General features: G+C 70.5%; 24 protein-coding genes. 15 read left to right on the forward strand and 9 right to left on the reverse strand.

What is annotated here, in order from left to right; genetic code table 11:
• Nucleotides 1–16 precede the first annotated feature (16 nt).
• From ACFUJY_RS29685 to ACFUJY_RS29705, 5 genes are all read right to left on the reverse strand, one after another.
• The gene (locus tag ACFUJY_RS29685) at nucleotides 17–592 is read right to left on the reverse strand and encodes a hypothetical protein (protein WP_383305383.1); all 576 of its coding nucleotides are present in this window, start codon (nucleotides 590–592) and stop codon (nucleotides 17–19) included.
• A 78-nt stretch (nucleotides 593–670) separates the two neighbouring features.
• Nucleotides 671–1,006, reverse strand: a complete 336-nt coding sequence (locus tag ACFUJY_RS29690) for a hypothetical protein (RefSeq protein ID WP_383305384.1) — start codon at nucleotides 1,004–1,006, stop codon at nucleotides 671–673.
• Nucleotides 1,007–1,097: 91 nt separating this feature from the next.
• Entirely contained in the window at nucleotides 1,098–1,646 is a 549-nt protein-coding gene (locus ACFUJY_RS29695; RefSeq protein ID WP_383305386.1) for a hypothetical protein, read from the reverse strand.
• Nucleotides 1,647–1,782: 136 nt separating this feature from the next.
• The gene (locus tag ACFUJY_RS29700; protein ID WP_383305388.1) at nucleotides 1,783–2,241 is read right to left on the reverse strand and encodes a hypothetical protein; all 459 of its coding nucleotides are present in this window, start codon (nucleotides 2,239–2,241) and stop codon (nucleotides 1,783–1,785) included.
• 199 nt (nucleotides 2,242–2,440) lie between these two features.
• Nucleotides 2,441–2,821: a hypothetical protein gene (locus tag ACFUJY_RS29705; protein WP_383305390.1), complete on the reverse strand. Its 381-nt coding sequence runs from the start codon at nucleotides 2,819–2,821 to the stop codon at nucleotides 2,441–2,443.
• Nucleotides 2,822–3,108: 287 nt separating this feature from the next.
• Here ACFUJY_RS29705 and ACFUJY_RS29710 point away from each other — a divergent pair, with 287 nt between their 5' ends.
• From ACFUJY_RS29710 to ACFUJY_RS29780, 15 genes are all read left to right on the forward strand, one after another.
• Nucleotides 3,109–3,594, forward strand: coding sequence for a hypothetical protein (locus ACFUJY_RS29710; protein ID WP_383305392.1), 486 nt, complete (start codon nucleotides 3,109–3,111; stop codon nucleotides 3,592–3,594).
• A 377-nt stretch (nucleotides 3,595–3,971) separates the two neighbouring features.
• On the forward strand, nucleotides 3,972–4,313 hold the full coding sequence (locus tag ACFUJY_RS29715) for a hypothetical protein (RefSeq protein ID WP_383305394.1): 342 nt from the start codon (nucleotides 3,972–3,974) through the stop codon (nucleotides 4,311–4,313).
• A gap of 107 nt (nucleotides 4,314–4,420) precedes the next feature.
• Nucleotides 4,421–4,558 (forward strand): hypothetical protein, encoded by a 138-nt coding sequence (locus tag ACFUJY_RS29720; protein ID WP_383305395.1) that lies wholly within the window; start codon nucleotides 4,421–4,423, stop codon nucleotides 4,556–4,558.
• Between the two features lie 172 nt (nucleotides 4,559–4,730).
• Nucleotides 4,731–5,345 carry a hypothetical protein gene (locus tag ACFUJY_RS29725; protein WP_383305397.1) on the forward strand — a complete coding sequence of 205 codons (615 nt, stop codon included), beginning with the start codon at nucleotides 4,731–4,733 and terminating at the stop codon, nucleotides 5,343–5,345.
• An 89-nt stretch (nucleotides 5,346–5,434) separates the two neighbouring features.
• The gene (locus ACFUJY_RS29730) at nucleotides 5,435–6,235 is read left to right on the forward strand and encodes a hypothetical protein (RefSeq protein WP_383305399.1); all 801 of its coding nucleotides are present in this window, start codon (nucleotides 5,435–5,437) and stop codon (nucleotides 6,233–6,235) included.
• 81 nt (nucleotides 6,236–6,316) lie between these two features.
• Nucleotides 6,317–7,108, forward strand: a complete 792-nt coding sequence (locus ACFUJY_RS29735; protein ID WP_383305401.1) for a hypothetical protein — start codon at nucleotides 6,317–6,319, stop codon at nucleotides 7,106–7,108.
• 69 nt (nucleotides 7,109–7,177) lie between these two features.
• Entirely contained in the window at nucleotides 7,178–8,050 is an 873-nt protein-coding gene (locus tag ACFUJY_RS29740; protein WP_383305403.1) for a hypothetical protein, read from the forward strand.
• Between the two features lie 137 nt (nucleotides 8,051–8,187).
• Nucleotides 8,188–8,802 (forward strand): hypothetical protein, encoded by a 615-nt coding sequence (locus tag ACFUJY_RS29745; RefSeq protein WP_383305405.1) that lies wholly within the window; start codon nucleotides 8,188–8,190, stop codon nucleotides 8,800–8,802.
• A 2-nt stretch (nucleotides 8,803–8,804) separates the two neighbouring features.
• Nucleotides 8,805–9,098: a hypothetical protein gene (locus ACFUJY_RS29750; protein ID WP_383305406.1), complete on the forward strand. Its 294-nt coding sequence runs from the start codon at nucleotides 8,805–8,807 to the stop codon at nucleotides 9,096–9,098.
• A 152-nt stretch (nucleotides 9,099–9,250) separates the two neighbouring features.
• Nucleotides 9,251–10,234 (forward strand): hypothetical protein, encoded by a 984-nt coding sequence (locus ACFUJY_RS29755; protein ID WP_383305408.1) that lies wholly within the window; start codon nucleotides 9,251–9,253, stop codon nucleotides 10,232–10,234.
• Between the two features lie 100 nt (nucleotides 10,235–10,334).
• A complete protein-coding gene (locus ACFUJY_RS29760) occupies nucleotides 10,335–11,108 on the forward strand; it encodes a hypothetical protein (protein WP_383305410.1) in 774 nt (257 codons plus the stop codon).
• Complete coding sequence (locus tag ACFUJY_RS29765; RefSeq protein WP_383305412.1) at nucleotides 11,105–11,539, forward strand: hypothetical protein; 435 nt, start codon at nucleotides 11,105–11,107, stop codon at nucleotides 11,537–11,539. Before ACFUJY_RS29760 ends, ACFUJY_RS29765 begins: the two co-directional genes overlap by 4 nt.
• Nucleotides 11,540–11,590: 51 nt before the next feature.
• Nucleotides 11,591–12,316 (forward strand): hypothetical protein, encoded by a 726-nt coding sequence (locus ACFUJY_RS29770; protein WP_383305414.1) that lies wholly within the window; start codon nucleotides 11,591–11,593, stop codon nucleotides 12,314–12,316.
• 55 nt (nucleotides 12,317–12,371) lie between these two features.
• Nucleotides 12,372–13,337 (forward strand): DUF6884 domain-containing protein, encoded by a 966-nt coding sequence (locus ACFUJY_RS29775; protein ID WP_383305416.1) that lies wholly within the window; start codon nucleotides 12,372–12,374, stop codon nucleotides 13,335–13,337.
• 95 nt (nucleotides 13,338–13,432) lie between these two features.
• Nucleotides 13,433–14,509, forward strand: coding sequence for a hypothetical protein (locus ACFUJY_RS29780; RefSeq protein WP_383305418.1), 1,077 nt, complete (start codon nucleotides 13,433–13,435; stop codon nucleotides 14,507–14,509).
• Between the two features lie 94 nt (nucleotides 14,510–14,603).
• On the opposite strand, the gene ACFUJY_RS29785 is transcribed toward ACFUJY_RS29780, so the two are convergent.
• From ACFUJY_RS29785 to ACFUJY_RS29800, 4 genes are all read right to left on the reverse strand, one after another.
• Nucleotides 14,604–15,968, reverse strand: a complete 1,365-nt coding sequence (locus tag ACFUJY_RS29785; RefSeq protein WP_383305420.1) for a hypothetical protein — start codon at nucleotides 15,966–15,968, stop codon at nucleotides 14,604–14,606.
• Entirely contained in the window at nucleotides 15,961–16,896 is a 936-nt protein-coding gene (locus tag ACFUJY_RS29790; RefSeq protein ID WP_383305422.1) for a hypothetical protein, read from the reverse strand. The genes ACFUJY_RS29785 and ACFUJY_RS29790 overlap by 8 nt, the downstream gene beginning before the upstream one ends.
• A gap of 260 nt (nucleotides 16,897–17,156) precedes the next feature.
• Complete coding sequence (locus tag ACFUJY_RS29795; RefSeq protein WP_383305423.1) at nucleotides 17,157–18,728, reverse strand: amidase family protein; 1,572 nt, start codon at nucleotides 18,726–18,728, stop codon at nucleotides 17,157–17,159.
• Nucleotides 18,728–19,163: DUF6545 domain-containing protein (locus tag ACFUJY_RS29800; RefSeq protein ID WP_383305424.1), on the reverse strand; the 436-nt coding region annotated here is incomplete at its 5' end. The genes ACFUJY_RS29795 and ACFUJY_RS29800, both read right to left, overlap by 1 nt.

Consider the following 19,163-nt stretch of genomic DNA (forward strand, 5'->3'; position numbering starts at 1 on the left):
GCGGGAGGCTCGGAGATCAGGCCGTGTCGTCGTCCGGGAGCGGGTACTGCGAGTCCGGGTTCGCCAGCAGGGCCTTGAACGCCCCCTGGAAGATGTCCAGGGCTCCTTGGTCGGTCCTGAATTCGGACGCCCGCTCGTGCGCCACGCTGAGCGCCTGTTCGATCTGAGCGATGGTGAAGAGCGGCGGGCGGGGAGCGTTGACCGACTGCCCGGAGCCGCGCGCGGGCAGCACCGTGTAGTGGTGGGTCTTGGCGAGCAGGGTGGCGGGGTCGGCGTCGCGGGCGTAGCTGCCGGTCAGTCGGTGTCCAGCGTCAGTGATCCGGTACTCATCGACGCCCCACGGGCGATCGATGGCGACGATCAGCGCCCCGTTGTCGTCGCGGGCGAAACCGGGCTTCGTATGGGCCGTTTCGGCGGCCGAGGTCATGAACTGGGCCAGTTGTTCCTTCGCGGCCCGCAGGGTCGAGCCGCGCCCGAAGATGTGGCGGCTGCGCTTCAGCATCAGGCGCCAGTTATCGCCGCGCCGCGACGGCGACTGTACGGCGACGTTGGGGATGGGGATGGAGACGGTCTCGACGGAGACACCAGGCATGGTGGGTGCCTTTCTGGTGAAGGGGGCGGGTTGGGGGCCCGGGGCGTTGGGGCGCGCCCCGGGCGACAGGTGCGTCGGTCAGCTGGTGAAGATGTCGGTGACCCGGCGGCAGCTCGCGGCGAAGTACGGGGACGGTGTGGGGCCGAGGGCGGCCACGGCGTCGCGGAGCGCATCGAGCGCGGCCGAGGGCAGGCGGGTCGCGGCGGGGTCCTTGCGGAGCACGGCGGCGGCGGTGCGGAAGTGCTCGGCGGCCGTCAGGTGGGCGTCGCGGGTGCTGGTGTGTTCCGGCGTGTCAGCGATGCGCTGTGCCTTACCGGCGAAGAGGGCGGAGAGGTGCGCGCCGGTCTCGGCGGGGGTGCGGGTGATGCCGCCGCTGTAGGTGCTGCCGTTGAACGTGATCGGGAACTGGGGCATGGACAAGGTGACTCCAAGAGGTTCGCGGGAATGTGCAGGTGTGGTTCAGGGCCCGGGGCGCGGCGGTCGTGGCCCCGGGCCGGCGGGGGCGTCAGGCGGCCGGGAGTACCACGGGCAGCGTCAGCGTGTCCCCCGGCATGGGGGGCCGGAGTGCGGCCAGGCCGGTCAGGAAGAAGTGGAGGGGGAGCCCGGGGTAACTGACGTCAGTGCGTTCCGTGCCGTCGGCGTAGCGGGTTACGGCGCGAGTGATGGGGCTCCACTCAACGCGAGCCCCAAAAGTTCCTGCGCCGAACTGCACTTCGGTGACGTCGGGCCGGTCGCGGTAGCAGTTGCGCAGGACGGTCGTGGCGGCGTCCAGGAGCAGCGCGGGGACGTCGGTCGTGTCGAGCGGGGGGAGGCCCGCGCGGGTGGCGTCGCCTCGGAAGTTTTCGAGGAGCATGGCGACCTTGAGGTTCGAGCGGTCCCACGGGCCCCCGGGGTAGCAGTGCTGTCCGGTGAAGTGGGCTTCGTCGTCCAGCTCCAGGAGGGCGGGGCGGTCGGCGTCCGGGGTGTCGGAGGAGAGGGCACGGGCGCGGGCGTAGGTGGCGATGGCGAAGAGTTCGGCGCGCGGGTGCAGGGCCGTTGTCGTTGCAGTGATCATGGGCACAGTTGTCCCCTTTGGGTTGGTTCGGAGCGTGTGTTGGACCAGCTCGCTCGTGCCGTCCAACAAGAAAAACTGTACACCCTGTCCGACGATGGGGGCAGGGGCCCCGGCGAACCCCTGCCCGGGCGCACCGTCAGGGGCGAACCCGCACCGGAGCGACATCCCTCCCGGGGCGTCCGGCCGGCCCGCAGACCCGGTTACCCATCGCGCGGCAGTCCCACCCGGATTCGCCCTCGTCCACGACCCCGTCCCGGTTGTCGTCGCCCAGCGCGTCAGCCTGGCCGTCGACCCACCCGTCGGCCCACGCAACGGTTCCCGGGTCGCCACCGTCACCCATGGCGTCAGGGGGCGTTTGCTCGGCCCCGTTGTCCAGTGCGGCCACCCCCGCCAGCCAACCGGCGTTGTACGCCTCCACGGTGGAGCCCTGGCCCCTGTCGGGGGTGACCATAGCCGTGGTGGCGGGGCGTGGCGCGCTGGACGTGGAGGAGTGCGCGCCGATCATGGCGGCGACGGCGAGCGCCACCAGGGCGAGCAGGCCGGCCAGGATCGCGGCTGCGCGGATCTGCTCAACGGTGCGGCGGATATGGGACATGGCGGGTTCTCCGATCGCGGAAGGGCCGGGGCGCGGCCCGTGAGGGACTGAAGGGGCTGAAATCTCGGGTTGGGCCGTTCAGGGCCGCCGGGGCCGGAATGCCGCCGCAGGAGCAGGGGGCGTTCGGGCCCGGGCGGGAGGGCCGGGCGACCGGTGAGGGGGAGGGTCCGGCCGCCCGGCCGGCTGAGGGGCGCGACTGCTACGCGGCGGGGGCGTACTCGGCGACGTAGGGCGCGGTACGGCCGTAGGCGCTCGCACCGGCCATCAGTGCGGGGTCTCCGGCCCGGTAGACGAACACCTTGATCCAGCGGCCCTTGGGCGCGCCCTTGCACGGCTTGGTGCGCTTGTACGTCGTGCGCGGGGCGTGGCCGTGGTGCGCCGCCCGGTACTTCCTCACGATGTGGCGCCCGGCCCATGAGCCGTACCGGTCCACCTCCCCCTGCGGCATCCCCACGCTGAGCAGGAAGTCACTCACCTTCACGCGGGTGGTGGCATCGCGGTGCGCGCGGTTCTCGCGGCGCCGGTCACGGAGTTCGGCAGCCAGGGCGCGGCGGCGGGTACGGCGGGCGTTAGCAGACACAGGAGTCCCCTTGGGTGCGGAGCGTGGGCGGTGACGGTCGCTCGTCCGTCACCGCCGGTCGGTGCAAGCACCACAGTACACGACCACACGCACAGCTGTACACCTTGTCCGCCGAGGGGGATGCGAGGGTCCCGGCCGGCCGCACCCCGTACAGGGAAGGGGTGCCGACCAATCCCGGACCAGGGCTTGCGCACCGCCGGACGGGGTGTACAGTTCAACTCGTTGGACGGCACGAGCGAGCCGCACCAACACCAACGCTCCGAACCCACACCCAAAAGGGGACACCCATGTCCGTCACCCTGGCCAAGCCCGGCGACAAGACCACCCCCAAGCCCGCCGCACCCCCCGCCCCCACCGCCAGCGAGCGCGCCTTCCTCCGCACCGTCGAAGCACGGCTCATCCACGCGGGCTACCTCAACGCCCACGCCGGCATCGTGCAGAACCAGCGATACGGCCTGGCCATCGGCCACGGCGACGCGGTCATGAAGTGGGCCGAGGGCTGGAACTGGACCGCACTCGGCCCCAACGGCATCGACGGCTGGTGCATGCAGCCCGGCATCCTCGCCCCCGTCAACGCCTCCCCCCGCCGCGTCGCGAACGCCATCATCGAAAACCTCGCCTGCCTCGCCCTGATTCCGTGGGAAGACATGCGACTGCGCGACCGTGCCCGCATCACCGCCCGCAACTTCGGATGGTGGCGCGCCCGCTTCCACCGCATCGCCTACCGGCTCACGCGCCACCGCCGCACCGTCCGGGCCCGCATCACCCGCTGAACCCCCGCCGGGGCGCCCGCACCGTACGGAGCGCCCCGGCCGGCCCGCGACCCCTCCCGCGCGCGTAGGACGGTCTCACGGGTTCCACGAACGCCCCTTTGTGCTGGTCACAGCGTCGCTTGCAGTCGCGTGCCGGTACCACGTTCGGACCCCGCCGAGGGCTTCCGTGCCCCGTGTCCGCCGCCCCGTGCGCCCGTTCCCCTCCCCGCGATTCCGCTGCGTCTTCTTCCCTTGGAGTCCCTGTGTTCTTCTCTGCCCCCACGCCGGCCGTCCTCGGAGAGTTCCGGCTGTGTGACCCGTCCGAGGCGACGTTCGTCGCGTACACCGTGAACGCTTCCCCGTCCTCCGCTGTTGTCCCCGGGAAGGAGTCCCGCCCCATGTCCGGCGGGCTGGTCCGTGCCCAGCTGGTCAACGCCCGTGCGTGCGGGGGCTCGATCGTCCTGGACGACTTGAGCGGGACCGTGGCGTTCACCTACTCGTCCGGCACGTTTCACCGCATGGTGCAGGTCGCCACCCCGCTTACCTCGTCCATTCCGCTGTGCGGGACGTGCGGGCAGTGGGAGAGCGAGCACCGCAACCCCAACGCGTCGTGCTGCGACCAGTTCACCTTCAAGAAGCGGCCGGGCACCCTTCACAACCCCTTGTGCCGCGCGTGCCAGCAGCCGCGTACGCACCACGGGCGCCCGTTCACCGTGGCGTGCCACAGCTTCGAGGGCTGACGGCCGGTCGTCCGGCGTGTCCGCATCGAGCCGCGGCGCCCTTGTCGCGGCCCGGTGCGGGGATGCACGAGCGCCCCGTACGTCAATGACCCTTCGGAGGTCTGCACATGTCGAACACCCCTGACGACCGCGAGCGCCCCGTGACCCGGCGCGAGTTCCGCACGGTCACGTTCATGCTGGCGGGCGCGTTCATCGCTACCGCCGCCGCGATGTTCTGCCTCCTGGTCCTGGAGATCAAGGGCTGATCGTCAGCCGGCCGGGGTGTGCTCTCCCGCCGCCCCGGCCCGTTCCTCCCGCTTCCGCTGTTCCCCGCGCTCGTCCGCGCCGCCGCCTGTCTCGGCCGTGTGCAGGACGCGCCGTAAGCACGTTCGCCGGGCCATCATCCGCGCCCGCATCCCCTGAACTTCTGGAGTCCTCGTGACCACCATCCTTCCCCTGTCCGCGCTGCCGTACATCCCCTCCGCGTACTCCCCGGGCGACCGCCTGGAGGTCGCCGGCGAGGTTCAGATACGCGACGAGCAGGGCCGCTGGACGTGCGGCCGGCCGGAGTGCCCCAACTTGCTGTCGGACGCCGACGTTCGGCGCCTGTACACCGCCCCGGATCTCCTGACGCGGCTGGGCCTGCCGCTGATCGCGCCCCGGTCCGTCCCCGCCGACGTACCGCTTCCCGGCCGCCCGGTCAGCATCGGCGAGAGCCCGTTCGAGCGTGACCGGCCGTACCTGATGTGCGGAAACCTGCTGGGCAACTTCCACGCCCTCACCGTCTCGGACCCCGGGCCGTGGGGGATCGGCCAGAGCGCCACCACGCTCGACGACCCTCTGCGCCCGGGAAACCACGAGGTGACACTCACGGCTACGGGCGTGGTGTGGGTCCGCAAGCGGTCCTGCTTCGACGGCGCGCAGATGACCTGTGCGTTCATCCCGGCCGAACTGCCCGCCGTGGACGAGGTGATGGCCCTGATCGTGGCGGCCGTGCTCCCGGACAACACGTCGGTCTGCCACGTCCCGCGCATTCCCCGTCACGCGCTCTGACCCGGCTTCCGGCGGGGGCGTACTGCCCCGCGTGCGCCCCCGCCGGCCCGGCTCCCCTTCAGCTCACCGTGTCCCGGAGGACTCCCGACATGACCACCGCCGTCGCCCTTGACTACCGAACCCCCTTGCTGGCCTTCCGCGCCGCTGTACACCTTGTCCGCCTGTCTCCGGGCCCCGGAACCCTCGCGGAGCTGTCCCGGGCCGCTCTGGCGCTCCCTGCCACCCCGTCCGGCCCCCTTATGGACGACGACAGCTATCTGACGCTGCTGCGGGCCCTTGAGTGCGCCGAGGAGTCGCAGGTCTTTCCCGTCATCGACCACATGGCCACCGCCGTAGAGGATCTGGCCCGGTTGAAGCCGAGTTGGACCCTTCCCCACGAGTCGGAAGCGATGGCCGACGTGATCCGGCTCCTGGCCGTATGCCACGAGCGGCAGGCCGACATGGAGTCCGCCCCGTTGAGCCCGTGGACCCGCGCGGCCGAGGCAGGCACGCGGCTGCTCGGCATCATGCTGCGCCGGACCGACAAGCGGCCGGCCGAGAGCCTGATGAGCCGTACCGGGTGGGAGTTCGCCGCTCGGATGCGGACCGCCATCGTGCACACGGCCGCTCTCACCGCTGGACACTTCGCGGAGCTCTGGGCGCGCCGTTGCGGCCTGTTCCCCATCGGCCCCCGACTCGCCCGCAGCGACGGCGGTTCCTACATCGAGTGGACCCGGGTCATCGGACAGCACCGGTACGCGTTCGAACTGGTCAAGGACGGATGGCGGGACGGGTTCCCGCACGGGCTCGTGACCGTTCGACAGTCCGGTGCCTACGAGCCCGTGCGCACCTTCGCGCTGACCGGCAGCACGGACCGCAAGGCCGTTGACCGCCTTATCGCCTCCCTGTGAACCGGCCCGGCAGGGCGTGCGCTCCGTACGCCCCGCCGGCCGCCCCCCTCTCCCATCCCTGAGCCCTTGGAGGACTCGACCATGCACACCACCATCACCGCCGCCATGCGGGATCTGCTGACCGCCGGGCAGGCCGCCGTGCGCGCCGCCGAACACCGGGGCTCCCCGGAAACCGTCGCCGGGCTCGACAAGGCCCTGTGCGCCCTCCCGGTCCTGGACATGGACGACCAGGCGTCCGAACTCCTGCACGCGGCGCTGAAGACGATCGCGCTCGCCGAGGACGCCGAGGAGTGGGAACTCCTGACCAACGTCGAGCGCACCCACTCCCAGCTGATCGTCTACCCCGACGGAGTGACCCTGGAGCACCCCGTGATGGCCGCCGTGCTCATGATGACGGCGCGATGCTTTGCCCTGAACGCAGATAACCGCGGCGTCGTGGCGCGAGCCTGGGACCGGGGGTACTGGGCCGGCATGCACGCCCTGGCCGCAGTACGCGACGCGATCCAGGGAACGACCGACGGCCGCGCCCTGGACAAGGCAATGACGGAGTTCCTGACCGCCGTGCGGCGCGCGATCCCCTATGCCGCACTGTTCGAGACGCGACGGGCCCTGGTCGAGTTCGCCCGCACGTATGAGCTGCCCATCGTCGGAATGCGTCAGCCCATGCCCCTCGGCCGATGGGAGTACGCCCGGCGGGTCGGCAACGCCATCTATTGCTTCGAGGTCGCCCCCCCGCTCGTGGAGGGCCACGCGTACGGGTCGGTCGCGGTCCGACGTACCGCCGCCAACGGCACGGTCGGCCCCGTCCGGTACCTCCCGTTCAGCTCGATCGACGGGTATCAGGCCGCGAACGACGCCCTGTACGTCCTCTGACCACCCGGCTGGCCCGGGGCGCCACGTCCCCGGGACGCCCTCTGCCCGTTTCTCTTCTGGAGGCTTCCTGTGTCCACGCAGCAGACCTTGCCCCTCGACCTCGCCCGTCAGATTCTCGCCGCCGCGTCCCTGCTGGTCATCGAGGGCACCCCACCCGAGGGTTCCCGCGGCTACCAAGTGCGGGAGGTGGCCGAGGGGGCCGTGATGGTCTCGCCAGTGCTTGACGGGCGGATCGGCCCGCACGCCGGCGCCATCTTCCGCACCGGCGCTCAGGACGAGTGGAGGGGGATGAACAGGGCCGCGCGCGACGTGCTGACCGCAGAGGGATGGCAGCGCACGGACAACACGTGGGACGGCGACGTGTTCCGTGCCCCGGCCGGCCCGCTCGCCCCGATCGTGAAGGAGACCGTTCACGTCCTGGAGCGCGACGGCTCGCCCGGCTATGCCCAGTTCGACGTCACCCCGTACATGGGTGCGGCCCGGGTCGACGTGACGGGAGGCTGGAACTGCCGGGAGCTGTCCATCAGCGACGTGGCATTGCCCGCACTGCGTGCCGCCGGGTTCTCCGTGGACACCGTGCACGAGGGTGAGGGCTCGGAGCTGCGGCAGTGGGGCACGCTGCACCACCTGGTGGTGCGTCCCCCGGTCGAGCGGCGCGAGGAATGGGCGCGTGCACACACAGTGCGCCGGTTTCTGCAAGGCCGGTTCACCCACGTTGAGTGGGAGGTGCAGATGCGGCCGGCGTTGCCCGAGGACCTACCCGAGGGCTCCGAACCCGCCGCGCACCTGGGCGCTCTCTTCTACCGGTTCGACGGACACGCCATTCATCACCCGCAAACATTCGACGACTCGCTGCGTGAGCTCGGGTACGACCTTCAGCTCTCCCGTCACCAGTGGTGGCACAACATCCGCATCCTGCGACCCGTCGCGGTCGCCCAGTAGACCCGCACACCCCGGGGCGGGGTCGTCCTTGCCCCGGGGTGTCCGGCCCGCTGCTTCCTTCCCTCGGCCGCAACCGTCGCGGCCGTGAGCAGGGCGCACCGTGCCCCCGCTGTCGTACTCACCGCTTGGAGATTCCCTTGACCACCGTGACCCTGACCTCCCCGGTCGTGCGGCCGACTCTGTTCCCCCCGCCCGCCGTTCCACTGCGCTTCACCGATGGCGACCGCTACGTGTGGACGCACACCATGGACGTGTGGACCCGCACCGATGGTTTGTGGGTGCCGTCCCGGTACGACGGACTGAACGACGGCCTGGACGACGGCACAGGTACGTGGACCGACGCCGAGGTCAGAGCCGCTTTGGGGCGGGCCGTTGAGAGGTGGGACGCGCGGCAGCGGTTCGTGCCCGCTGTTCCCCCCGGCCATATCCTGCCCGGGCGGATGGCTGTCGCGGGCCCGCCGCTGCATGAGGCCGCGCAGTACGTGATCGAGCACCAAGGCTCAGGGCTCCTCGTGCCGTTGCGGGACCTGATGGCCCGGTACGACGAGGACGCGGCGTACGACGTGCCCGGCGTCGTCACCGGCAGTCGTATGCGGGACCTGGCTTCCGGGATCGTTGCCGAGCACGCCGGGCCGGTGATGACGTACGACGAAGCCGCGGGGCGCGTGTACGTCCGCTACTGGGCCGGCCGTCCGGCGCACGCGGAATGCCTGCATGTGTTCGTGTTCACCGCGTCCCCGGTGGAGGCGTAGCCGTGGCGACCGAGAAGGAGCGCGGCCGGCTCGGGGACATCCTCATGCGGGAGTTTGCCGAGTACGCGGCCCAGCTCACCGCCGAGGGGTACGACTGGGCCGCAGTCTGGGCCACGGGCGCATGGCCGGCGGAGTCACGACTTCGCTGGCTCCACGGCCGGTTCCTCCTCGCGCAGGAGTGCGCGGCCATGATCGGCCACCGCTTCAGCGACGACGAGATCACCCAGTTCCACCGTGAGCACCTGGCGCACGGGGCGCTGTTCCCGGACGGACCGCCGAGTATGGGCAGCCCGTAGGCCAGCGTCCGGGGTGTTCCCCGGGGGAACAGGGGGCTCGGGATGCCCGACCCCTACCCCCAACCCCGGACACGGTGTACAGTTTTTCTTGTTGGACGGCACGAGCGAGCCGCTTCCAACCAACGCTCCGTACCCATCCGAAGGGGACAGCCATGTCCACACCCGGCAACTTTGCCCACCTGCCCACGGCACTACGCCGTCAGACCCAGCGCATGCTGAACCGCACCCGCCTTGCCGAGTTCGTCATGAACACCAGCGAGGAGCGGACCGCAGCACGGAAGGTCGCACATCGCCTGCTCCAGGAGATCCAGGCGAACCGGGCCGAGCAGAACAAGGTGAACTCCCGCATCCTGCTGTATCCGCCGTCCCCGGACCTCAATGCCCGATACGCGCAGCTCAGCGACGACCGTACGAAGCTCGTCCGTGAGCACCGGTATGCCTCGGCGCACCAGGCCGCCGCCGACGTCGTCCATGAGTCCGCCGTGTTCGAGCGGGCATGGGCGGACCGCCCCGAACTGCGCGGGCCCGACGGCCGGATGCTCGCCAGCGTGGTCTACCAGCCCGTTGGCCGGGTCGCGTCCGCTGCCGTGTACCGGGCGACCGTGCTGCACCTCAATCCCCGTGACGGCCGCCACTGGCAGGGGGTCCACTACACCACGGTGAAGCGCAGTACCGCCCGCTCACTTCTGGAGGCGTGGGCCGGGCAGGAACAGGCGTACGTCCTTCGCGATCCGCACGGACGGCTCTACGTGGCCACGCCCACAGTCCGGCTTGAGCTCACGCCCACCGACATTGAGCGCCCCCACACCGAGGGGGACGCGCTGCGCGCCGCCCTCACGGCGTATGACCTTCCGGCCTACGACGACACCGACGGCCCTGCCTCGTGGCTGTGCGTACCTCTGGAGCCGTTCATCTCCCACGAGGAGACCCACGAGAGCCCGCACTTCCGCATCTCATCACAGAAGCATGCCGACCGGCCCGCTTCCCGGCACGGCGAACGCTGGACCGCCGCCTTCTACGACGAGAACGGCTGGCACGTCACGACGCTCGACGCCTCGCCGGAAGGGTCCACGCTCGCCGAGGACTGCGCGCACGTCGCCTGCGCCATCGCCACTTTCGCTTCTACGCGGCACTGACCCGGGGCGCCGCACTGCCCGCCCGCGCTCCGGCACGGGCGGGGGTGTGCGGAACTCCGGTTCCCCCATGGACTCCAACTGCCACGCTGAGAGGTCACCCATGCCCACCACCACGGCGGCCGCCCCCGCCCCGGCCGCGCCCATCATCTCCGCTCTCACCAGCGCCGGAGTCGCCGCCTTCTGGGACAGCGACGAAGGCTTCGTCGTCGCGCACCCGGACGCCTTCGCTGCGGATGAGGCGTACTGGCACCTGCACGTCACGGTCGACCCCGTGTCGCTGGAGGCCACCGCGTGGGCGCCGGACGGTGTGCCGGACTACGACAAGATCGCCACCGTCTACAACACCGCGCCGACCGGCCCGGCCGGGATCGAGGCGGCACGGTGCGCCCAGGCCGTCGCCCAGTGGCTCACCGAGCCGCGCCCCACGGCCGGCGGGATGCTGCTGGCCGCGCTCGCCAGGTACGGCATCACCACGGTGGACGAGCACCCCGGGTCGAGCGATGGCGTCACCACGTACGACGGCTGCCGGGGCACGAGCTACGGCATCCCCTTCGCCCAGGACACCTCGCCGATGCGCATCCGTGACGGCTTCCACCTGTGCGTGCGGGAACGCAACGACCTGACGGCCCATGTCCCGGCCGCACACGGCGGGTGGGACATCTTCGTCCATGACGACGACGGCGAGCGCATCGGCGACCCGCTGAACGTGACTGGTGGTGCCGGTCTCGTGGACTGCGCCGAGGACTCGGCCGCCGCGGCCGCCGCCATCGCGAACTACCTCACCGCTCCCGTCTCCCGGCGCTGCGACTGCTACAGCCAGGAGCGCTACGGGCGTCGGCACGACCGCGAGTGCAACCGGTACCGGCGGCCGTGATTGCCCGGCTTGAGACGTGGTGGCGTGTCGGCGTCGACTCCTTCGCCGAGGACAACGGTTACGACGTAGCGGAGGTCCCTCGGGAGCTGATCTGGTACGTCACCGCGTCCATCACGGACATCAAGGCCCTGGACGAGGCCGAAGGGTGGGCGTACGGCTGCGGCTCGACAAGCCTGCGGGTCGTCGCCGGCCAGGTCCACATGCGTCTCGACTGGCGCCTCGAAGTGGAGCGGGCCGCGTGGGCCGAAGTCCGCGGCCTCGACCCGCGCACCAGCCTGCGCCGCGACTTCGCCGAGCACATCGCGCACGAGCTCATCACCCTGCCCTCCGTCTGTGAGACCGACGCGGTAATGACCGCCCGATACGCCACCGGGCGCGGCCCGGTCCGTCGCACCTGGACGTACGAGGACCGCCACCCCACTACCCACTGACCCAGCTCACCCCCGGGCCGACACGGCGCCCGGGCCCACCTGGAGAACATCATGCGCACAGCCCTGTTGCCCACGATCGTCAAGGACCCGGCCACCTTGGCCGCTCATCTGGCCAAGCACGGGATGCCCGGCCAGAGGTCGAAGACCGCAATCGCCCGCCTCCGCCGCGAACGCGAGCGCCGCACCCTGCCGCCGCGGAAGCCCCTGCCCCTCCCCGACCGGGTCCTTGAACGGCAGCTGGCGGCCGTCGCACAGGAGATCCAGCGTCGCGGGGGTGAAACCGCCATCGCCGGGCGTACCTCGCTGGCCTGCCTGACGATAAGCGACCGCCGCGACGGCCTGGTGCTCGTCCACGCCGAAGGCTGGCGGCACTACAGCCGCCGCGTGCCCGCGCGGTACGCGCGGCTCAGCTACCTGTGGGGCCCGGACGACGCCGGCTCGGGCCCGTGGGCCGTGCGCGTCGCCGGCACGATCACCACCGTAGCGGACGCGCTCGACTGGCTCACCCCCGCCGACGTGAAGAAGGCGCAGGACAGGGGCCTGCACGTACGGCGCCAGGGCGACGTCTACGCGATCCAGACCACGGCCAGGCGTGACGGCGAAGGCGCCGAGTTGTTGCCCGAGTCGCACGAGTGGCGCCCCTCCACCCGCTACCTGGTCCACCGCCCCGAAGACGGCCGCCGGCACCGGCCGCTGCGCCTGCCCTGGCCGGTGCGGTTCGTCCAGCAGACGGCCTACGGGATGGGCCGCACGAACTCCCGCAGCGACGCCGACTGACCACCCCTGCACATGCCCGGCCAGACCCTTCCGGCCGGGCCGGAAGGAACATCCCATGTCAGCCATACTCACCCCCACCGGGGCCCGCATCCTCGACACGAACAACAACGGCGTCGTCTCCGGCCACCCGGCCGCGATGGCATGCCTGCTCGGCGACGGCCTGGTCATCCCGCACAACGGTGACGGCGGCACGCACTGGATCACCGAGGCCGGCTGGACGGCACTCGACACTTGGCGCCAGAAGAACGGCAGCACCCCCGCACCGCTTACGACAACGATCCTGCCGAAGCTGCCGAAGACGCAGCATGAGGCGATCGTGAGTGCGGCCAACCGACCCGACCAGCGGGTGCCGGGCCGGGACGACAACGACGTGTACTCGGCCGGCGAGAAGTGGTTCCGCGGCCCGACCCTCCGCGCCGTCAAGACCGCTGGATACGCCACCGAGTTCGAGAGCGGGTACTCGCTGTATCTCACCCCGCTGGGTCGGGAGTACGCCCGGCAGCGCGGCAACGTGGATGTGCGCCGGCGACGGTTCGTCATCGTGGCGTGCGGGGACAAGAAGCGGCCCCACCCCGGTTTCAACGAGTTCGGCAACGCGAACGCGGGCTACCCGGCCGGAGAGCTCTACGTCGGTGACTATCACGTCTCTCTGCGCTCTGCCGCCGATGCCCTGACCCACCCGTCCATGATCCGCATCCTGTCCATGCTGCACGGGCTGGTGGACCTCAAGCGTCCTCTGATGCCGTACGACGTGACGTCCGGTGATCCAAAGGCGATCACGCCCGAACGGCTCGCCCGCCACACCGCAAGCCTCGGTGTGCACGACGCGGACGTCATTTTCCTCGGCGGCAAGGACTACGCCGACCTGCTCCGTCCGTCGATTCCGCACCTGCTCACGCCGCTCACCGGCGGCATGGGCATGCACCGCGGCCTGTGCCGGCAAGCCCGCGAAGGCGCCGAACTCCGCAAGTCCTGGTGGGCGCGGGCCGCCGAACTCCACGAGACGCAAACGGCGAACTGACGGTTGCCTGTCCCCGCCCGGTCTTCCTCAACGGCCGGGCGGGGGCAGGGAGCCGGCCAGTTCCCGGCCCATCCTCAACACGACGGAGATCCCTGATGACGACACCAGAGTCCACTGCCAGTCCGGCCGCCAAGCCCGACTGGCTGATTGAGGCCGAGAAGGAGGAGCAGCGGCGGGATGCCGAGAAGGAGCAGCTCCAGCGCGAACAGGCGGCAAGGCACGCGCAGACGGTGAACACCCATCTGGCCGCCCTCGGTATCGCTCCGGTGCGGCCCGCGACGGCCACCCGCTGGGTACATCCCGCTCTCCTCGCCTTCGGGAACGCCTCCGAGGCGGATTACGCGTACGCGGTGTACGCCAACTACCAGGACAACCTCGGAGTGGTGCTGTTCGTTGGTGACCCCCAGGGCAACCACGGCACCGAGTTCGCGGGGGAGCTGCGCACCGTCGCTGATGTCGTTCGGGCTCGCCGGGAAGGCGGCACCGGCACATCTTCGCCGCAGCCCCGCCCGGGCTGGCGAGGCATCGCTGAGAGAGAGGCCCGTACGACGGCGCAGCATCTGCCGTCGGACACCTCCGCCCTGTGTGACGCCCTGCACGGGCTCACCGCCGCGGTGCTCGCGCACCAGGCACCGAGTGGTGATACCGCCGTGGGTACGGAGGTGGATCTCGACTGCGAGTTCCTGACCGATGACCTGACCCCGAGCGGCCTGGTGTCCCTCGGGCTCTCCGCCGGCCCCGGACGCACCCTGTACGTCGTCAACGCCGATATGGATGTGGCCGAGGTGCTGCGCCGCCCCTTCATGCGCGAGCAGGTATGGCCGCACCTGCCGCTCACCGCGGACGGCTCCCTCAACCGTAACCACCCCGACGTGTGCAGCTACGCAGAGATACGTCCGAAGGTGGAAGCGTTCTTCGCCGATCTCGGCCGCGACACGACCCTGTGGACGCACTGCGGCGCCCAGGACGTGATCCGGATGCATGCACTGTGGCGCCACGACTGGGTGGTGATGCCGGACACGATCCCGCAGTGGGGGGACGATCTGGCCCGGCTTCGCCGGCTGGCGGGCGGGGTGCAGCTCCCGCCGCATACCGGTCGCCCCCATCACGCCCTGGACGACGCCGAGCACCAACGGCAGGCCCGCGCGTACCTTCGGGGTCTGATCAACTGACCCCGCGAAGGCGACGCCCCCGTCCGGTAAGTATCCGGACGGGGGCGTTTTGCTGTGCGGTTGCGCCGGCCCTGCGTCGAGGTCGACGGCAGCGTCACTGTGTGACGACCGCCTCCTGTGCAAGGGCTGAAGCCGATTCCAGGTGCGCGGTGACGACCTGGTGTCGTACCCGGGCGATGGTGGTTGAGTGCTTGCGGCAGTGGGGGGCGATCTCCGCGGAGATCAGTGCGTCGGGGCGTACGCCGCTCCTGTCACCTGCGGTGTAGCGGTGCATGATCACCCTGATGGCTCGGTGCTGCCACGGAGGCAGGGCCGCTGCGTACGCGGTGCGGAGCATGCGGCGCACGGCCATGACCGGGTGTTCGTAACTGGTGTCGGCCTTGACGTCATGTTGGCGGTAAACGTGGTTGATCAGGCTGTCCAGGGCTTCGAACCCGTACAGACCGTCCTGTTCCTCGGCGATGATTTCGGTGAGGGTGCGGGCGGCGATCTCGGCGGCCAGGACGATGAGGCCGATGTGTGTGCGGTTCCAGGTCCCGGTGGCGGCCGCGAGCCAGGGAGCCCGGACGACGTTCGCGGCCGCGAGCAGTTGCTCGATCTCCTCGGTGCCTGCGTCCAGGCCGAGTGGTCTCTTCGTGGAAAGCATCAGGTGGATGCCGCGTGCGTCGTGGGCCGGGTTGGCCAGGAGCTTCGGGGGCTGGGCCGTCATGGCTTTGGCGTACGCATCGTGGGCACTGGCGGGTTCGCTCGGCGCCCACAGCAGGCGCAGGGGGTGCTGTTCGGGCGCGATGGGGGCCTCTGCGGGCCTCATGCTGGGAGGGACCGGCATCCGTCGGGCGGATGCCGGCCGCGGCCTCTTCGGGTCCGGAATGAGGACACGCTGGAGGGCCTGGCCCAGAGTCAGGTAGCGGCGTTCCCGGCCGGGCCGGTTCAGCGGCAGGGCCAGGCGCAGAACGTTGTGGACGAGCCGGCCGTGGGCCAGAGTGATGTTGGAGCTGGTGACATAGCCGGAGAGCTGACGAACGGTTGTCCACGCCCCGATTCGCCGGAGGTCGTCGGCGTGCTGAGCGGTACTCCGGCTGAGGGGTCCGTAGGCGTCCTGGAGCCTGCCCGGGCCAGCCTGGGCGCCCCAGATCCCGGACATCCAGTGGGCGAACTGTTGATGCAGGTTGAAAGGGGTGGGGGCCGGGGGCAGTTTGGCCTGGAGGTATGAGGCGAGCCAGGTGGCAGCAGCTTGCGCGGCCACGGAGGTGAGTCCGTCGGGCATGACGTCGCCCCGCCGGCGTTCGTCTTGCATTCCGTGGGCCAGAGCGGTGCGCCGCAGACGTCCGGCGAACTCCTCGAAGTAGGGGCCTGGAATGTCGGTTCCGTACAGCATGACGACGATGTCGTCGCTGTAGTGGCCGGACATGCGGTCCAAGTGCCGCATGAGCTGTTCTGAGACCAGGACGTCAGCCACTGTGCGTCTCCTTGTCCTGGGTGTTGGGCAGGGTGGCGGTGAGGCGGATGTGGCGCAGGTCGGCGGCGATGCGCCGGGTGATGGCGGCCATGTCCGGGTCCTGGCTTCCGGCGGCTTCCTCCATTTGGGCGCAGAAGAACGCGGCCCATCCATCGGGACCGGCAAGGAGGTCGTCGTGGTCGGCGTCGGGAACGTGGCTGCCGTCGTCCGGCGCAGCCATGATTCGGTCTGCCTTCTCGTTGGCGCTCAACGCGTCAAAGTCGGGGCCCTTCAGAGCGTTGAGGGACTGCGTGGGGCTTTCAGTGCCGCCGAGGGGCACGCCGAGTACGCCGGCCAGGCCGGTGGCCGCGCTACGGGGGATGATGCTGTACTGACGGGAGGTGCGGGCGGCGAGGTCGGTGAAATAGGTGATGGCCTGCTCCCACACGTCGTAGGGCACATCGACGGCGGTACCAGGCGAGGTTGATTCCAGCCGATCGAGCGTGTCGAGGGAGACGCCGGTCAGGTCACGCACGATACGCGGCGATACGCCCGCAGCCAGTGCCCCGCGTACCGCCGGGTCTCGGCGTAGCGTCACGTCCTGGCGCTGGAGTGCCCAGTCGCGCAGTGCGTCCTCGGCGTCGTAGGGCGACTGGAAGAAGCGCCCGGGCTCGCCAGTTGGCTCGATGGCTTCTGTTTCTTCCGCGCTGTCGTTTCCCGTGAGTCGCTTGCGGACGGCTTCCGGTCCGCGTCCCAGTTCCCGCGCGGCGGCGGCGACCGCACCGTGTTTGGAGGTGCCGCCGTGTGCGTCGACCAGCTCGCGCATGGCGGTGAGCTCAATGGCCCGGAACGTTCGGGCGGCGTCCTGAGCGGCCTCTGCCGCCGCCAGGGCCCGGCGGGCCGGATCGGAGATGGCCCGCAGGCGGTCCTCTTCTGCTTGGAATGACATGCCCGTCTTCTCCCTCAAGGGCGCGGAGGTGGCTCGTTTGCGCGCCGGTCAATGCCGCGAATATCGAGGCGAGCGCCCCGACATTCAAAGCCAACCACGAGTTGGGAGTAATTCCAACCTGATGTTGGGAATTGGGCCAACCCATGGTTGGGCTTGGGGGCGGGGAGGGCACCTACATCTGCAACGCGAGATGGCCCCGGACCGAGGTCGGGGCCATCTTCGTATCTACTCCGGTGGGTGCTGGTCGGCCCGGCACAGGGTTACGCGGTGAGAGCGGGTGCCTTCGGCGCGGCCGGCAGAACGGGCGCGAGGAGCCTCGCGACGGAGATCAGCGTGCGGTCCGACAGGTAGGGGCCAATGACCTGGATGGACAGCGGCAAGCCTTCCGGGGTTTCACCAGCGGGCAGGACGATAGAGGGAAGCCCGGCCGGGACTGCGAGGTTGATCCACGCGGTCTGGTCGTAGTACGAGCGCTTCTCGCCGTCCACGGTGATGTACCGCTGGTTCGTCGGGACCGACGTCTGGTCGAGGACGGCCGCGGTGGGTGCGGCCGGGGTGACCAAGATGTCGTGGCTGGCGAAGTAGGTAGCCCACTTCGCGCGGAGCTTCTGCCGGTCTTCGTCGGCGCGCGCCCAGTCGCGGTGACGCATGGTGCGGGACTTCAGGTACATGGCGCTGGGGTCGTCGTCGGCGAGCGCTTCGGCTGCGGCGACTTCGCCGGCGAACGCCTCGTCGGTGGAGGTGGCCGCGCTGGTGGCGTACATGAGCCGGGTGAACAGGTTGTCGCTGGCCGCGAAGTCGACGGGCCGGGTGGAGTCGTCGACGCTGGCGCCGGCGGCGCGGAAGGCCGCGGCGGCCTGGGCGATGAGCTCTCGGGTGGCGGTGTCGACGTGGCAGTAGGGGTCATCGGCCCACAGGCCCACTCGGTAGGAGCCGAGGCGGTTCTTGGCGGGGGAGGGCAGGCAGATGCTCCATGCGGGATCGTCGGCCGGGGATGGTGCGGCGATGACGTCCAGGAGGAGGCCGAGGTCTGCGGCGGTGCGCGCGATTGGCCCGAGGGTGATCATGTCGGAGCTGGTGAGCCAGCCCGGCGGGCGGGGGATGTGGCCGCGGGTGGGGACGATCGGCGAGGCGCCGCGGGAGGTGCGCAGCGCGTAGACGCCGCAGTAGGCCGCGGGGAGGCGCAGCGATCCGGCAAGGTCGGAGCCGACTTCAAGGGAGGACAGGCCCGCGGCGACGGCTGCGGACGGTCCGCCGGAGGAGCCGCCGGCGGTGCGGTCGTCGGCGAACGGGTTCTTCGTCTTGCCGAAGATCGGGTTGCTGGTCTGGATGTCCTGGCACATCGTCGGCACGTTCGTCTTGCCGATGATGATGGCGCCGGCCGCGCGCAGCAGGGCGACGACGTCGGCGTCGGCGTCGGGAATGTGGTCGGCCAGGTCAGGGGAGCCGCACGTGGTGCGCATGCCCTTGGTTTCCAGGGCGTCTTTCACGGTCATGGGCAGGCCGTGCAGGGGCCCGAGGGTGCGGCCGGTGCTGGCGAGGTACTTATCGGCCTTGTCGGCTGCGGCGCGCGCGCCTTCGATGTCGAGGGTGACGACGGCGTTCAGGCCGGGGTTGGCCTTGGTGTGGTGTTCCAGGAGCTGGTCGAGGAGGGCGCGGCTGGACATCTCGCGGTTGCGCAGGGCGGCTACCTGCCTGCTGGCGGGGGCGAGGTGCAGGGTGCTGGTACCGCCGGTGGTGGCGGTCTCGCTCTCTGCGGCGGTGGCCGTGCTGGTCAGGCCGAGGACGCTGGCAGCGGCCGCGGAGGTGGCGAGAAGGCTACGGCGGGACATCACGTACGGGCTCCATCTGGCGTTGTGCTGGGGGTGAGGCAGTCGGGTGGAGTGTCTGATCGAACGCGCGAGAAGTATGAAGCGACACGCAGGAGGTGCTTTTGCTCGGCCTTGATGGAGGGGAGCTTGAGGGTGGCGTCGGCGTACTCGGCCGGCTGCGCGACGGGCTTGTCCTGGGCATGCAAGGTGATCGCGTGGCGGAGCTGGTCGGCGGTGACGGCCGCGGCAAGCCGGTCGCCCTTCAAGGGGCCGAGGAGTCCGCGTTGGGCGCTACGGCGGGTTTCGGCCTCTGCGCGGACTGCGGGATCGAGGTAGCGCCGCAGGGTGACTTGGCCGTCGCGGATCTCGGTGCGCCGCCGGATCAGTGGGTAGTGGATGCTCCGGCGCTGGCGCAGGAACTGCCGCTGTGGGGCCTGCTGTTGCAGAACGATGCTG

The sequence above is a fragment of the Streptomyces sp. NPDC057249 genome (assembly GCF_042669245.1).
Classification (GTDB): domain Bacteria; phylum Actinomycetota; class Actinomycetes; order Streptomycetales; family Streptomycetaceae; genus Streptomyces.